The sequence below is a fragment of the Nitrosopumilus sp. b2 genome, assembly GCF_014078535.1.
GTDB lineage: Archaea > Thermoproteota > Nitrososphaeria > Nitrososphaerales > Nitrosopumilaceae > Nitrosopumilus > Nitrosopumilus piranensis.
Genome location: NZ_MU078702.1, coordinates 605439 through 620657 on the forward strand (window position 1 = coordinate 605439; position 15219 = coordinate 620657).

Annotated in this window: 22 protein-coding genes and 1 tRNA gene; 9 read left to right on the forward strand and 14 right to left on the reverse strand. The window is 34.3% G+C overall.

Features of this window, described 5'->3' with window-relative positions; all coding sequences use genetic code 11:
• Positions 1–244 precede the first annotated feature (244 nt).
• Positions 245–508: a hypothetical protein gene (locus C6989_RS03630; RefSeq protein ID WP_148702769.1), complete on the reverse strand. Its 264-nt coding sequence runs from the start codon at positions 506–508 to the stop codon at positions 245–247.
• A gap of 94 nt (positions 509–602) precedes the next feature.
• Here C6989_RS03630 and C6989_RS03635 point away from each other — a divergent pair, with 94 nt between their 5' ends.
• A complete protein-coding gene (locus tag C6989_RS03635) occupies positions 603–2003 on the forward strand; it encodes a dihydroorotase (RefSeq protein ID WP_148702770.1) in 1401 nt (466 codons plus the stop codon).
• 34 nt (positions 2004–2037) lie between these two features.
• Positions 2038–2922, forward strand: a complete 885-nt coding sequence (locus C6989_RS03640) for a hypothetical protein (RefSeq protein ID WP_182126376.1) — start codon at positions 2038–2040, stop codon at positions 2920–2922.
• 8 nt (positions 2923–2930) lie between these two features.
• Here the strand turns inward: C6989_RS03640 and amrB are convergent, their stop codons facing one another.
• Positions 2931–3758, reverse strand: a complete 828-nt coding sequence (gene amrB, locus C6989_RS03645) for an AmmeMemoRadiSam system protein B (protein WP_182126377.1) — start codon at positions 3756–3758, stop codon at positions 2931–2933.
• Between the two features lie 20 nt (positions 3759–3778).
• On the reverse strand, positions 3779–4396 hold the full coding sequence (locus tag C6989_RS03650; RefSeq protein ID WP_182126378.1) for a TIGR00296 family protein: 618 nt from the start codon (positions 4394–4396) through the stop codon (positions 3779–3781).
• A gap of 33 nt (positions 4397–4429) precedes the next feature.
• On the opposite strand from C6989_RS03650, the gene amrS reads away from it, so the two are divergent.
• Positions 4430–5500, forward strand: coding sequence for an AmmeMemoRadiSam system radical SAM enzyme (gene amrS / locus C6989_RS03655; protein WP_148702774.1), 1071 nt, complete (start codon positions 4430–4432; stop codon positions 5498–5500).
• Between the two features lies 1 nt (position 5501).
• Here amrS and C6989_RS03660 read toward each other — a convergent pair whose 3' ends face one another.
• The 8 genes from C6989_RS03660 to C6989_RS03695 form a co-directional block, all read right to left on the reverse strand.
• The gene (locus tag C6989_RS03660; RefSeq protein ID WP_148702775.1) at positions 5502–5699 is read right to left on the reverse strand and encodes a hypothetical protein; all 198 of its coding nucleotides are present in this window, start codon (positions 5697–5699) and stop codon (positions 5502–5504) included.
• A 37-nt stretch (positions 5700–5736) separates the two neighbouring features.
• The gene (rpiA, locus tag C6989_RS03665; protein ID WP_182126379.1) at positions 5737–6411 is read right to left on the reverse strand and encodes a ribose-5-phosphate isomerase RpiA; all 675 of its coding nucleotides are present in this window, start codon (positions 6409–6411) and stop codon (positions 5737–5739) included.
• Complete coding sequence (locus C6989_RS03670; RefSeq protein WP_182126380.1) at positions 6412–7380, reverse strand: hypothetical protein; 969 nt, start codon at positions 7378–7380, stop codon at positions 6412–6414.
• On the reverse strand, positions 7381–7548 hold the full coding sequence (locus tag C6989_RS03675) for a 50S ribosomal protein L37e (RefSeq protein WP_012214603.1): 168 nt from the start codon (positions 7546–7548) through the stop codon (positions 7381–7383). It abuts the gene before it with no gap.
• 10 nt (positions 7549–7558) lie between these two features.
• Positions 7559–7795 carry an LSm family protein gene (locus C6989_RS03680; RefSeq protein ID WP_014962496.1) on the reverse strand — a complete coding sequence of 79 codons (237 nt, stop codon included), beginning with the start codon at positions 7793–7795 and terminating at the stop codon, positions 7559–7561.
• Between the two features lie 57 nt (positions 7796–7852).
• Positions 7853–8575 carry a creatininase family protein gene (locus C6989_RS03685; RefSeq protein WP_182126381.1) on the reverse strand — a complete coding sequence of 241 codons (723 nt, stop codon included), beginning with the start codon at positions 8573–8575 and terminating at the stop codon, positions 7853–7855.
• Between the two features lie 5 nt (positions 8576–8580).
• Complete coding sequence (locus C6989_RS03690) at positions 8581–9423, reverse strand: formyltetrahydrofolate deformylase (protein ID WP_148702779.1); 843 nt, start codon at positions 9421–9423, stop codon at positions 8581–8583.
• Positions 9424–9475: 52 nt separating this feature from the next.
• Positions 9476–9563, reverse strand: a tRNA-Leu gene (locus C6989_RS03695).
• A gap of 47 nt (positions 9564–9610) precedes the next feature.
• Between C6989_RS03695 and glmM the strand changes: the two genes are divergently transcribed.
• The 6 genes from glmM (at position 9611) to infB (ending at position 14020) form a co-directional block, all read left to right on the forward strand.
• Positions 9611–10960 (forward strand): phosphoglucosamine mutase, encoded by a 1350-nt coding sequence (gene glmM / locus C6989_RS03700; RefSeq protein ID WP_182126382.1) that lies wholly within the window; start codon positions 9611–9613, stop codon positions 10958–10960.
• Between the two features lie 62 nt (positions 10961–11022).
• Positions 11023–11409, forward strand: a complete 387-nt coding sequence (gene rpl7ae, locus C6989_RS03705) for a 50S ribosomal protein L7Ae (RefSeq protein ID WP_012214608.1) — start codon at positions 11023–11025, stop codon at positions 11407–11409.
• Complete coding sequence (locus tag C6989_RS03710) at positions 11406–11618, forward strand: 30S ribosomal protein S28e (RefSeq protein WP_012214609.1); 213 nt, start codon at positions 11406–11408, stop codon at positions 11616–11618. The genes rpl7ae and C6989_RS03710 overlap by 4 nt, the downstream gene beginning before the upstream one ends.
• A gap of 9 nt (positions 11619–11627) precedes the next feature.
• Positions 11628–11828 (forward strand): 50S ribosomal protein L24e, encoded by a 201-nt coding sequence (locus tag C6989_RS03715; protein ID WP_141976663.1) that lies wholly within the window; start codon positions 11628–11630, stop codon positions 11826–11828.
• Between the two features lie 2 nt (positions 11829–11830).
• A complete protein-coding gene (gene ndk, locus C6989_RS03720) occupies positions 11831–12232 on the forward strand; it encodes a nucleoside-diphosphate kinase (protein ID WP_148702781.1) in 402 nt (133 codons plus the stop codon).
• A 6-nt stretch (positions 12233–12238) separates the two neighbouring features.
• Positions 12239–14020: a translation initiation factor IF-2 gene (gene infB, locus C6989_RS03725; protein WP_148702782.1), complete on the forward strand. Its 1782-nt coding sequence runs from the start codon at positions 12239–12241 to the stop codon at positions 14018–14020.
• Positions 14021–14022: 2 nt separating this feature from the next.
• Here the strand turns inward: infB and trxA are convergent, their stop codons facing one another.
• The 3 genes from trxA to C6989_RS10190 form a co-directional block, all read right to left on the reverse strand.
• On the reverse strand, positions 14023–14424 hold the full coding sequence (gene trxA / locus C6989_RS03730; RefSeq protein ID WP_182126383.1) for a thioredoxin: 402 nt from the start codon (positions 14422–14424) through the stop codon (positions 14023–14025).
• 44 nt (positions 14425–14468) lie between these two features.
• Positions 14469–14615 carry a hypothetical protein gene (locus C6989_RS03735; protein WP_182126384.1) on the reverse strand — a complete coding sequence of 49 codons (147 nt, stop codon included), beginning with the start codon at positions 14613–14615 and terminating at the stop codon, positions 14469–14471.
• A gap of 25 nt (positions 14616–14640) precedes the next feature.
• On the reverse strand, positions 14641–15219 hold a 579-nt coding region (locus C6989_RS10190; protein ID WP_342751985.1), incomplete at its 5' end, for a CFI-box-CTERM domain-containing protein.

Sequence of the window (15219 nt, forward strand, 5' to 3'; positions counted from 1 at the left end):
AGTCCTATCTTTTGTAGTCATATTCTCTCTTTTGATAATAAATGAATTTGAGATATTCAATTGCATTACAATCTCCAATATGGTGCCAAAGAACACACTTTTTGAATTATTTCAAAATAAATTCTCTACTCACTAGTCTTGAAGAATGTGTTGCAGCAGGAAACTCGATAACGGAATATCATGCACAAAATGTAGGACTACTGATAAAACACATTTTGTTGAAAATAATGGATTCTTAGAAAAATTATGTCATAACTGTGACTTCACGTTCTGACATTCCACCATACCCAGGATCAATTTTTTGTTTTGGATTTAGTGATGTGTCATGGTGGCATGGTTTGTTGCAAACAGGACAAAATTTTCTATCCATTACTATGCATTGACAGATATGATTTTTCACATAAGCTTGTGCAGCTTGATTCCATTCTCCTGTACCATTACAATATACACATACATTCGAACCACTGGAACCTGCCCCTTTGCAAAAGTCACATACGTCGTCTGTCATATCTATTATTGTGGTAGGTTGGTTTTTGAATCAATATATTTGAAAAGATTGACTAACTCAACGCATAATAGACTGCAGGCAATAAAATTTTCAGATGACATATGATACTGTAATTGTTGATTCCCATGTCATGTTTCCGCAAGGAATGGAGAATAAAAACATCGTAATTGATGAAGGAAAAATTGTGGGCTTAACTAATGATTTGCCATCTTGTGATAATAAAATCAATGGGAATGGACTGATTTCAGTTCCTGGTCCTATTGATACTCATGTACATTATGGTGTGTATTCTCCAATCAACGAGGCTGCAAAGACTGAATCACATGCTGCTGCCATTGGTGGGGTTACAACTATGATGAGAATGCTCAGATTAGGAGATCCTTTTTCTAGTTCATTACAATCTCAGCTTGATGCTGCATCTCAAAACCATTACGTTGATTATGCAATACACGCATCTATTTTTACTTCTCAACAAATCAATGAAATGGATTATTGTGTAAACAAAGGAATCACTTCGTTCAAAATTTACATGAATCTTGGTGGTGAAATTGGCCATGTTTACATGGATATGCCACCTAATTCTTCTGAACTTGTTGCAGCTAATGTGGATGTAACTAATGAAATTGTTGAACAGACAGTAAAAACTGCGGCTTCTCTTGGTTGTCCAGTTTTGGTTCATGCAGAAGACTATGAATCATGTGGATGTGGAATTAAAACTGCTAGAGAGAAAAAACAAGATGGATTATCTGCATGGTCTGAAAGTCGTTCTCCTGAATTTGAAGCAAAAGCAATCAAGACTGTATCAAAATTTGGACGTGACTACGATTGTGTCATCTATTTTGTTCATATTGGTTCAGAAAAAGCTCTAAAACAAATTCAAGAAGAAAGAAAACTGGGGACAAAAATTTTTGTGGAAACTTGTCCTCACTATTTGACATTGTCTTATGAAAAACAAGATGGGTATCTTGCTAAAGTTATGCCTCCAATAAGAACCGAAAATGATCGAAAGGCAATATGGAATGCACTTTCTGCTAACCAAATTGACACCATAGGAACAGACCATGTTGCAAACCAGCTTAAACTCAAATTGGGTGGAGATGATGTCTGGTCCGCATTAGCCGGTTTTCCAGGAATTGGCACTGTCCTTCCCATATTGCTTAATGATGGTGTGAATAAAAACAAAATTTCCTTAGAACAATTTATTCGATTTACAAGTCAAAATGCAGCAAAAATCTTTGGAATGTTTCCCCAAAAAGGAACGCTAGAAAAAAATTCTGATGCTGATGTGACCATGATTGATTTGAAAAAAGAGAAAAAAGTTTCTTCTGAATTGTTTGGAGGTTTTTCAGATTATATTGTCTATGAAGGACGAATTCTCAAGGGGTGGCCTGTTAAAACAATTGTACGAGGAGAATTAATTGCTGAAGATTTTGAAGTGATAGGAAAACTTGGACATGGGCAACTTGTAAAAAGAAATATTGGTAAAAATTCTTAGAATGCTATTTATTTAAAAAAATTTAATTTAATTCGTGCAAATCATATCATTATTTTTTATATTTTCAGCTATTCTTGGAATTTTGTTTGTTCCCTTGCATGATTCGTTTGCAGAATCTGTAATTCCTCCACGACAGCAGTGGAAACAATTCAATGATATTGATCAGCTTACATGTAAAGAAGGTCTTGTACTTTTGCAAAAAAGTAGTGATGCACCTGCATGTGTATCATCTACAACATATTTGAAATTAGTAGATAGAGGATATGGTTTGTTTGACTCTAAAATAATGAAAAATCGCCCCATGATGATGAATAATCTGATGGAAACTTTGACATCAAACACCTCAATACTAAATCACTGGAGTAAAATGATGCAAGACAATCCTACCCTGATGAAAAATATTATGCAAGATTGGGTTTCAAAAATGAAAGTCAATCCTGAATTTTTGAAAAACATGATGGGACCCATGACTTCTGATGCTAAATTGAGACAAGAAATGATTGAGCATATGAAAGAACATCCTGTAATGGAGCAATCTCTAAAAGATCATACACGGTGGATGGAATCAGTCCATAAATCTATGATGGGTTCTGGAATGAATCAAGGAATGCATGCTGAAACGTGTCCATGGTGTCCTGAATATGAGCAACACATGCAATCTGAAACCCATGGAGGTTTCACAAATTCTGATAGGATGATGGATATGATACATCATATGTGGATTGACGATGAACTTTCTCAAGAAATGCATGAATTCATGCTTCAAAATCCAAGACATATGGCACAAATGTCAAATCAACTTATGGGGTCTATGTTGGGATTTATGATGGATGATACAGAACTTCGAGAACAAATGATAGATTTAATGCTAGAAAATCAAGACTTTATGAATTCAATTCGTCATAACAACTCTGAATAATTTTTTAACTAGACAAACTTGATTGCACCGTACCCTACTACTGATGATGTATCTCCCATGACATCTCCGCTTGTTGAGTAGCTTAACAATTCTCCTTTTCTTGCTCCAAGCTTTTTACATGCAATCATTACTGATGCCATGGCACCGTATCCACATGCAGTGATTCTTTTCTCCATTAAAACACTGTAAAATTTTTCAACATCCATTTCTAGAATTGGTTCTATCAAAGCTTTGTCTTGAGAATGTGCAAAAGAGTTTTCCTCATAATGTGTAAAGTCAGAAGATGCGACAATCATTGCATTTCTTGATTTAGCAATTTGTGCTATTGCATCACCCACATCTTTGGCTATTTCTAAGCTTTGATCTAGTAAAATTATGGGAAGAATCTTGAATTTATTTGAAAGCAATGATTGTAGCATTGGAATTTGAACTTCTATACTGTGGTCTCTAGAATGAGATAACTCATCAATCTCAATGTATTTTGAAATGTTTGCTATTTCCTCTGCAGATTCTGAATCAACCTCAACTGACCCAAGAGGGGTTTCCCATTTGGCATCAATCATTGTTGCGACATCTCTTCCAACTCCAAAATGATTAGGCCCAAGAATAATTACTAGTTCGGGACTTTTAGATGAAATAGCCTTGTAAGAATGGCATGCGGTAGGACCTGAGTAAACATAGCCTGCATGGGGACAAACTATTCCAAAAACTTTCTCATCTTTTTGTGTTTGAATGCCTGGACCATACTTGTGTTGTATACAATAATCTATCATCTCTTCAAGTTCATCTTTTGTTCCAGGATAAAATTGACCTGCAACAACTGGTTTTCTAATCATAACAAATCATACACATTATTTTATAAAAGAACATCAGATGATTCTCTGACAATTTTTCCATTGGGTTTTTCTTCTTTGAAAATCACTCCTTGAAATTTTGAAATTTTTGTTGATTTTTCTTTCCATGCATCTTTGCCCAATCCTGCTTTTTGGCATGTGTATTCTAAGAATTCTTCTTCACTCCATCCATATTCTATTGGAACTTGAGGCAGCAACAATCCTGAAGTAAATTCATTTTCTACAATTAATCCATCTCTACCTACTCTGATTTGTGATAAATATTCAGAGTACTCTCCAACTGTGATTTCTTCAGGGGGTGTTAGGATGGTTACTTCAAATGTTATTTTTTCTAATTCATCAGCTGTTACTGCTGTGAATCTTGGATCTCTTGTTGCAGCTGAAATTGCAGCATCTACTAACCCATCACATAATTTTTTTACAGGAATTGGATAACCAATACACCCTCTAAGTTCATCTTGTTTGTTTAATGTTACAAATATTCCAGAACTAAAATTAAATTTTGAGTTAAATTCTGAATCGTAAACTCTCTCATTATTTTTGATATACTGCGTAACAGCATTTCTTGCCATCTTTACTAGTTGTATTCCGTCTGAATCTGAAATTTGAGATTTAGTCATACGTGTTAAATACGTAAAATTACCATAAAAAGCGTGACTGCAATTCTCGGAAAAGAAGCTGAACTTTATGAACGACTTCCTGATGATAAAGTAAAGTGTACTGCGTGTGCACGTTATTGTCAGATTGGAAAAGATCAGATTGGTCTATGTGGGATCCGAGGAAATGAAAATGGAAAATTACAACTTTATGCCTATGGAAAAGTCATTTCTGGGCATGTTGATCCTATTGAGAAAAAGCCTTTGATCCATTACTATCCTGGAAGTAGGATCTATTCTATTGCAACTACTGGATGTAACTGGCTTTGTAAATACTGCCAAAATTCTGATATCAGTCAAAGACGTGAAGTTCAAGGAATCGACATGACTCCTGATGAAGTTGTTAATACTGCAATCAAATATGGTTCGCATGGAATTGCATACACCTACAATGAACCATCAATCTTTATAGAATTTGCCAAAGACTGTGGAACTGCTGCAAGAAAAAAAGGATTGTTTAATGTCTTTGTATCAAATGGATATGATACTCCAGAATCAGTTTCAATGATGAATCAATTCCTTGATGGAATTACTGTTGATTTTAAGGGCAATGCAGAAAAAGAATTTACACGAAAATTTATTGGAATTCCTGATACTCAACCAATTTTTGATACTCTGTTAGAAATTCGGGATAAAACAAAAATTCATGTAGAAATCACTGATTTGATTGTTCCTCAAGTTGGAGATGATTTGGAGCATGCAAAAAAACTATCTAAATTTATTTATGATGAATTTGGTCCAGAAATGCCAATACACTTTCTACGATTTCATCCTGATTACAAAATGATGGAATATCCAAGCACCCCTGTTGAAACTTTAGAAAAACACTATCATGTTGCCAAAGAACAAGGATTACAGTATGTCTACTTGGGAAATGTCCCTGGTCACAAGTGGGAGCATACCTATTGTTCTGAATGTAAGAAAATAGTAGTGAATCGTTATGGCTTCAGTATACGGGAATGGCATCTTGATAAAAATAACTGTTGTAATTTCTGCGGAAATAAAATCCCTATAGAGGGAAAATTACAAAAAGACTACAAAGAAGATCGTTTCCAGTTTGTTTCTTAGATTACTTCATGGTTCTTAGTTGTCTCTCTGTATCTCTGATAAAATCCTCATATTTCATAATCTGAGTTGTAATGCGAAAAGCACTCATCTGGTCCTCATTATTTTTTGAGCCTAAGAACGGCTTTCTCAACTCCATTAGCCTTTGTTGCTCTTCTGTAGCCTTTAGAATGTCATTTCTGAGATCCTCACTTGTTGCCACACATAATATACGTGATTTTTAGATTTAAGAATTTCATCTATAAAATATCGAATTTTCCACCAGTTTTTGCTCTATAGATTACGTCTGGCTTTCTAAGGAAAATACCTGATTCTAAAACTCCTACAGTGGCTTTGATTTTTTGTGTTAATGATTTTGGATTTTTTATGGTGCCAAAATCACAATCTAAGATGATATTTCCATTCTCTGTAAAAACCGGATAGCCTCTATCTAGCGAACGCAATTGTACTTTTCCACCTAATTTTTTGATAGAATTTGATACTGAGTTTCTGGCAAGTGGGTGCACCTCTACTGGAACAGTTCTAGTAAAGTTTTTTACAAATTTTGTTTTGTCTGCCATTACTACAACCTTTTTTGCAATGCTAAACAAAATATTCTCTCTAAGCAGAGCTCCTCCGCCGCCTTTGATTACAAATTTTTGAGAATCAATTTGATCTGCACCATCAAATACAATATCAATATGTTCTACTTGATCAGCTTCTACTAATGGAATTCCAACTTTTTCTGCAGTAAGTTTGATTTGTAATGATGTTGGAACCCCTTTAATGTTGTAATTTTTTAGTTTGATTAATTTTCCAAGTGATTTTACAAGTGTAGTAGCCGCTCTACCGCTACCTAAGCCAACCACATAATCATCTTTTACAAATTTTAATGCATTATTTGATAATGCCATGATGGCATCATCGTAAGACAATCACTCTACCTCTGCTTGATCAAGCTTTGATAGAACTTTCATTATGTCGCCTTTGATTTTATCTAAATCATCTGTATCATCATTAACCTCATCTGATGATGTTGATTCTGGTTTTTGTATTTCTGGCTCAGGAAGTGCTTTATGTTCTGAAATTTTGGCAACTTCCTTATTGATATCCGGTTTTGTTTCTAATTTGGGCTCAGGATTTGATGTAACTTCCTGAATAATCTCGATTTTGTCTTCAATCTTTGGTTTTGGTTGAACGATTTCTTTTACAATCTCTTCTTTTGGATTAACTAATTCAGTTTGAATTGTTTTTGGTTGTGGCATTGGTTTTGAAATTTGTTTCTCTTCTTTTTCAAATAATGGGAATTTTGGTTCTTTTCTTGAAATATTTGTTAAAGTAGTTAGTTCAAATGACTGTCGTGATTTTGTAGCAGGAATTGTTATAGATTCTGTGGTAGTTTCTTTTGGTTTGTCAAAATTAAATGTGCTCTTAAATGAATTTGATTCTTGTTTTATTTCCTTTTTACTCTCTGGTTCTTTTATTTTTGGTGTTTGAACTTTTGTACTGCTAATTTTTGATGATAGTTCATATAATCTATCATCTAGTTTTGATAATTTTTGATCCATCAATGTAATCAAACCATCCCCCACAGGACCCAAGTCTGGATGTTTACTGGCTTGTTCAAGTTTTTCTAATTTTGCTAAAACAATACCTAGTTGATGTTGATATTTTAACAATAATTTGTCTTTTTGAATTTTAGAGAACTCAGAATCGGCTTGATATAGTCTTGAAATTGTTTTTGTTAGAATGTCTTTCTCAATTTTCAATGAATTGATTTGGCTTTTGATATGAGAACTGGCGCCAAGACTTAGTAATTGATTTTTATCTCTTGGCATTTTCCGTACAGCAGCAGCTGTAGCAACACCGGCTAATGAACTAAGAATAAGGGCAATTTCTTGCATCTATGTATACCATTTAATCCAGGAATATTTTCTTCTCTTGGCCTCTGGGAATCCACAACTTGCACATTGGTGATGACGTTTGTGAAGTGAGTTCTTTCCACATCTTCTGCATCTTATGTGTACTTTCTTCTTTGTAAAACCACCCATAGAAGTTGTACCTTTTACCATTCCATATCACCTAATTTTGTGCTGGTGGAGGAGAAATCATAACTACATTGTCTCCTCTAACTACAATGGTTCCAAGGCCTTTTGAATCGCCTTCAGCAGGAATCTCCTCTGAAGAGTCGAGTAGCAGATTCATGTGTTGGTCAAAACCAAGAAGATTACCTCTAATGGTTTTGTTTCCTTTGAGCTTTATCAATACAACTTGATTGATACTCTCATCCAATACTTTTACTGCCATATCAACGGACATCTATTTCACTTATTGGCTTTGATATTGAGGGATTATATTAAAATTTCATTGGTAAAACTATGAGCTATGCCCAGTAAGGCAAGTTTGACACTTTTTTCCTAGATTTTTCACAATTTCAGCTAAAATCAACTGTCCCTCTTTTTTTGAAGCATTTGTAGGATCTCCCCAAACTCCGTTTTTTGTGGCTTTTGGAAATGATTTGTTTGCTATTTTTCCAATTTTTTTAATTTCTTGTTTTGTCATTTTATCTGTAATGAGACCTTTTTCAGCTAATTTCATTTTGACATTTTTTGAAATTGCTAACATCAATGATGTCTCTACAAATCCTGCATGATCAAATTCTTTATCCATAAAATGCCAATATGAAAATGGAAATACTTTGAGCTTATTTTTTGAGATTTTTTTCAGTTTTTTATCTATATCTTTAATTGAATTTTGATTTCCATGATGCCCATTTATTATGAAAATTGTTTTGATGTTGTTTTCTAAAAGTGATGAGCATATGTCAACTAAAACACTACGTAACGTAGCTTCTCTAATACTCAAATTAAAAAATGGAGCATGCTCAAATGATACTCCATAAGATAAAGTTGGAAGCAATAGATACTTATTTTTTTCACAAATTCTTTTTGCTACTTCTGTTACAATATCTGTGTCTGTTGAAATGGGGAGGTGTGGACCATGTTGCTCAATTGAGCCTATTGGAATAACTGCAACTTGCTTTTTTCTTTTTATATCTTTTCTTAGAAACGGATCAAACTGTGTTTTTATTTCTGACATTTGATTCACTTTGATCTTACGTGAACCTTTCTCCACTGTACATCCAATTTATTTTCTAGATGCATTTTTATTGCTTTGAATAATGTGTCTGCCTCTAATTTTTGCCCCTTTGTCTTAATTTTTTCTAGCGTATCATTTGGATCCACTTTGAAAGAATCTTGGAAAATAATCGGACCTTGATCTAAGTTTTCTGTTACGTAATGAGATGTTACCCCTACAATTTTTGTTCCCCTTTCATATGCTTGTGCATATGCTAGTGCACCTGGGAATGCAGGCAACAATGATGGGTGTATGTTAATAATTCTATTTGGATATCTCCAAACAAAGTTAGGGCTAAGAATTCTCATGTATCTTGCAAGTGCTATTAAATCGATATTGTATTTTTTACAAATCTGAATAATTTTTTCTTCAGCTTTTTGCTGATTTTTTTCTGTAACTACAACAAATGGAATCTTTGCTTTTTTTGCTAATGGTTCAAGTGTTTTTTCAGTACCAATTATCACTGAAATTTTCCCTTTGAGTGATTTTGATTTAGCCAGAATTGTTTGTAGACATAATGGTTCTTTTGTTACAAAAACTGCAATATTTTTTTGAGAATTTGTTTCATGATGAGTACTAACATCCATCTTTTCTTTTTTAGCCAAAGTCTGAATTTCTGAATCAAATTTTTTTACATCTACTGCTTTTGAAAAAGAAACTTCTAGATACATTCCGAAAAGACCTTTGATTACATTTTGATTTACTTTCTCTATGTTACCGCCTTTTGAGAATGCAAAATTTGTGAATGAGGCTACAATCCCTTCTCTGTCTTTACCAACAACTGTTATACCAACCACAGTTTTTTTCATGACTTTGTTTGTTGAAGATTTTCTTATTATTAATCATTCACAGAAATCAAAATGGTGCGGGAGGTGGGATTTGAACCCACGAACTCCTAAGAGATAGGGTCCTAAGCCCTACGCCTTTGACCAGGCTGGGCGACTCCCGCAACGGACTTGCCATTAAACACAAATTTATCTATTATTGAACTACATTATGGCAAAATTTTTTGGCACAAATGGAATTCGTGGTATCTTTGATGAAGATTTTACATTAGAATTTATTCATGATATGACTCTGGCAATTGGAACTTTTTTTGAAAAGGGACCAATATTAGTTGGATATGATGGAAGAGATTCCAGTCCTATTATTTGTAAAGTTGTAACTTCTGCTCTTAATTCAATAGGAATTGATTGTAGTGTTGCAGGAATTGTTCCAACACCTTGTCTTGAATTTGCAGTAAAGAAATTAGGTTATGTAGGTGGTATAATGATTACTGCATCTCATAATCCTCCTCAATACAATGGAATTAAACCTGCTGCATATGATGGGGTAGAAATTTCCCGAGAAAATGAATTAATCATTGAAAATATTTATCTTCAAAAAAATTGGATTAAAAATTCTAAAAATTGGGGAGCAACAAAAAATGAAGAACGTGCAATTAGCACTTATCTAAATGGAATAATTTCCCAAGTTAATTCTAAATTAATAGAATCAAAACATTTCAAAGTTGTTTTAGATCTTGGAAATGGCGCACAGGCAGTATCTGCTCCAGACTTTTGTAAAATGATTAATTGTGAAACTTTTCTTGTAAATGCAAATATTGATGGTACATTTCCAGGACGTGGCTCAGAACCAACCCCTCAGAATCTTTCAGAATTATCAAGGACTGTAGTTGAAAACAATGCTGATGTGGGAATAGCATTTGACGGTGATGGTGATCGAAGTATTTTTTGTGATAATAAAGGAAATATTTTGACTGGTGACAAATCGGCACTTTTGTTAACTAAACATATCTTATCTAATAATCCAAATTCATTAGTTGTTACTTGTTTGAATTCTGGCTCTAATATCGAACTTCTAGCAGAACAATTTGATTCTAAAGTTATCCGAACAAAAGTTGGAAGTGTTGAAGTATCAAGAAAAATGATACCAACTGATGCATTGATAGGATTTGAAGAAAACGGTGGATTCATGTTTGGAAAGCATAATCAAGTTAGAGATGGTTGTATGACTTTGGCGTTAATGCTTGATCTTTTAGCTGCATCTTCTAATTCATTGTATGATGAAATCTCTGATCTCCCCCCATCTTTTACTACAAAAGATAAAGTTGCGTGTTCCCCTGAAAACGTTCCTAAATTGATTTCTTCCCTTAAAGACGAATTTCCAAATTCTGATACTACTGATGGCATCAAAATCAACATGGATTCAAAAAATTGGGTTATGATACGACCTAGTGGGACAGAACCAATTGTAAGAGTATATGCCGAAGCTCAAAGTCAAGAAAAATTAGACGATTTGATGTCTGAATATCTCCAAAAAGTTAAGACAATCATTTCCAGATAACACTTTTAAAACCAAACGTAACGATGATGAGAATGGAGAATGAACCCTAAGGGTGACGAAGTATGGGAAAAGCATATTATGTTAAATTTGAGACGCCAGAGGACCTCGTAAATCCAATCTTAGAGGCAGTTAGAGTTGCATCTACCAGTGGTAAAGTTAAGAAAGGAACTAACGAAGCAACCAAGGCAATCGAACGTGGTACTAGCAAATTAATTGTCATTGCTGAAGATGTAGAACCTCCTGAGGTAGTTGCACATCTTCCAATTCTTTGTGAAGAACAAGGAGCAGCATTTGCATTTGTTCCAAGCAAACAAGAATTAGGCAAATCATTAGGTATTGACATTACTTCTGCCGCTGCAGCAATTTTGGATGCTGGTGACGCACAACACATTGTAGACCAAGTTGTCTCATCAATTGCTAAAATTAAAGGTGGAAAGACTGATCAATGAGCGCTACAACTGATGAAGTAGTTCACTCTGAAATTATTCAAATTGTTGGACGAACAGGCATTGCTGGTGAAGTAATTCAAGTTAGAGTTAAAGTTCTTACTGGAAAAGATAAAGGTAGAATTCTTACCAGAAATGTCAAAGGTTCTGTTAGGTTGGGAGAAATTCTAATGCTAAGAGAAACAGAGAGAGAAGCAAAGAAGATCAAGTAGGTGTATTGAATGAGTCTTTTAGTTAAACCATGTAATTTCTGTAACAGACCTGTAGCAAAAGGATCTGGTACAATGCTTGCAAAAAATGATGGAACTGTCTTATGGTTTTGTTCTGCAAAATGTAAAAAAAATGCACTAGATCTTAAACGTGATCCAAGAAAATTCAAATGGACAAAAAAGTACGTTAAAGGCGGAATTAGAAAGAAGTAAAATTGACCGAAAAATCGTTATTCATTGTAAAGCCAGACGCAGTAGCTAGAAATCTAGTTGGTGAAGTTATTTCTAGATTTGAAAGAAAAGGATTCAAAATTTTAAAACTAAAGATGTTTACATTTACTAAAGAGCAGGCAGAAAATTTCTATGGTGTTCATAAAGACAAACCATTCTTTGGTGAATTAACATCATTTATCACCTCAGGACCTGTAGTTGCAGCAATTATTGAAGGCAACAATGCAATTGCAACTACTAGAATAATGATTGGGGCAACAAAATCTTTTGAAGCAGCTCCTGGTTCTATTAGAGGTGACTTTGGATTAGGGTTTAGCGAAAATATTATTCATGCATCAGATTCACAAGAAAGTTTTGATCACGAATCGAGGGTAGCATTTGAGTGATCTGATTTGCAAATTCGTCAGCCCATAGTGGCAGTTCTTGGTCACGTAGACTCTGGTAAAACATCACTATTAGATAGAATTCGTGGAACTGGTGTTCAGGGAAGAGAAGCTGGTGGGATAACACAGCATATTGGTGCAAGTTTTCTTCCTACTGAGACAATCAAAGAAACTTGTGGTCCATTATACAAGAAACTCGAACAATCAGAAAACAAAGTTCCTGGAATTTTAGTAATTGATACTCCTGGACACGAAGTTTTTACAAATCTACGTTCTCGTGGAGGTTCTGCTGCAGATATTGCCATTTTAGTGGTTGATGTTAATCGTGGATTTCAGCCACAAACAAATGAAAGTTTGAAAATTTTACAGAGTAGAAAAGTTCCTTTTGTTGTAGCATTGAACAAATGTGATCAAATATCTGGATGGCGAAAATCTGATACTACTTTTATTTCACAAGCAATTAAAGAACAAGACGCATCTATTCAGGCCGATCTTGATCAAAAAATCTATGATGTTGTAGGAACCCTTTCTGTCTTAGGATATCAGTCTGAAGCATTTTATCGTGTTAAGGACTTTAAATCTGAAATTGCGATTGTTCCAATATCTGCTCGTTCTGGTGTTGGTATTCCTGAATTACTTAGTGTGTTGGTAGGCCTGACTCAACAATATCTACAAAAAAGACTCAATCAAGAAGAAAAAGATCCACGTGGAATTGTCTTAGAGGTAAAAGATGAAGTTGGATTAGGTCAAACTGCAAATATTATTCTAATTGACGGATCAATCAAAAAAGAAGACAGTATAGTTGTTGCAAAACGTGATGGTGTAATTGTTACAAAACCAAAAGCTCTGTTGCTGCCAAAAGCACTTGATGAGATGCGTGATCCTCGTGATAAATTCAAGCCAACTCCACAAGTAGATGCTGCAGCTGGCCTAAAGATTGCATCCCCCGAACTTGAAGGTGTTCTTCCCGGTAGTACGCTATATGTTGCAACAAATGATGATGAGATTGCAAAATACACCAATCTCATTGAATCTGAAATGAAATCTATGTTTGTTGATACTGAAACCAATGGAATTATTCTAAAATGTGATACAATTGGTTCTCTTGAAGCCATAGTTGAAATGCTTAGGCGCTCTCAGGTACCTGTGGCAAAAGCCGATATTGGCCCAGTAAACAGACGTGATGTTATTGAAGCAAAGGCAATAAAAGAAAAAGACAGACATTTGGGAATTGTTTTGGCATTTAATGTCAAGGTACTTCCTGATGCAAAAGAAGAATCAGAAATTAGTCATATCAAAGTCTTTGAAGACAAAGTAATCTATAGTTTAATTGACAATTATAATGCTTGGGTTGAAGAAGACACTGCACATGAAGAAGATGCAATATTTTCTGAATTAACACCTGTTTCAAAATTTATTTTTCTTAAAGGAATGGTCTTTAGAAATAATAATCCTGCAGTTTTTGGAATTAGAGTAGATGTTGGAACTTTAAAGCATAAAATTCCATTTATGAATGCTGATGGACGAAAAATTGGAAATATCCATCAATTACAACATGATAAAAAAACTGTTAGTTCTGCAAAAGCCGGTGATGAAGTAGCATGTTCGGTGCAAGATGTAACTATTGGAAGACAAATTTTTGAAGAAGAAGTGTTTTACACATTTCCGCCATCACATGAAGCAAAACAATTACTAAACAAATTCATGCATAAACTAAGTACTGAAGAACAAGAAGTATTGAATGAAATCGTAGAAATTCAAAGAAAGAAAGAAGCAGCTTATGCTTACTGATTTTATTTTGAGTGCTTTTGACAAATCATATTGATTCCAGGAGCCCCAACTGCCCCCATCATTTTGTCCACAATTTGTCCTGATTTGAACATAATAAATGTAGGAATCGATTGAACTGCAAATTTCATTGCAATATTTTGATTGTTGTCAACATTTACTCTTGCAAATTTCACTTTAGGATATTTTTTTGATAAACTCTCAAATACTGGATGCATCATTTTGCATGGTCCACACCATTCGGCCCAAAAATCAACCAATGTTGGATTTTCGGCTAAAATGACTTGGTCAAAATTAGAATCGTCTAAATCAATAATCCCAGGCTCAATTTTAGGCTGATTTTGTTGTTTTAACATCTCTTCTAATTTCCTTTGTTTGATCTTTTCAATTTCTGGGTCTTCAGACAATATGATACAAAAATCTATTCTACTAAAAAATCTATATTGAAAAATTATTCATCAGCTGATTTTACTGGTATTGCTTCAAATCTTCTTGATTTACAAATGGGACATTGATCGATATATTTTGTAAAACTAACTGATGTGTATGCTATTCCACAATCTCCACAAATTCGAAGATTTCTGCTTAGTTTCCCCATATGATGGGTAGACAAAGTATTATGATTAAAACCTAACTCGTCTTACTTTTTTTATTCCATAAAACAACATTGCTGGCGCTGCAAAATATATTCCAATGTTCATCATTATCACTCCAATTCCATATCCGAGAACTTGTGATTCTGATTCTGCATACTCCATAACTGATAATGATGAGAGTAGTGGTGTGATTCCAATCTTTACTGCTTCTTTGAACATTGGATTTTCTCTTTGCATATCGGCAATATGTGGGGAAAATGAATAATACAATTGATTAAATCCTATCATAAATGATGTACCTGAATTGGTATTCAGCAATTGATTATCACGAATCTCTCTGAGTAATTGAACTTGGGGAGCCATCTCAGAGCCATATGCTGCAGTTGCAATTAAACAACCACCACCTTTACTTTCTGACGCAATAACTGTACATTTTCCATCAATTAATTTTGTCCCTTCTCCACATTCTCCAAATTCTGGTTCTATAACTTCTGGCTCTTCTAATCCTACCGCTTCATAAATCGTCATTTCAGGATATGTTTTATCAAACCATTTTTTGTAACTTGCCTCATTATTGTATCTGTCAACATAACTTTGAGGATCTTT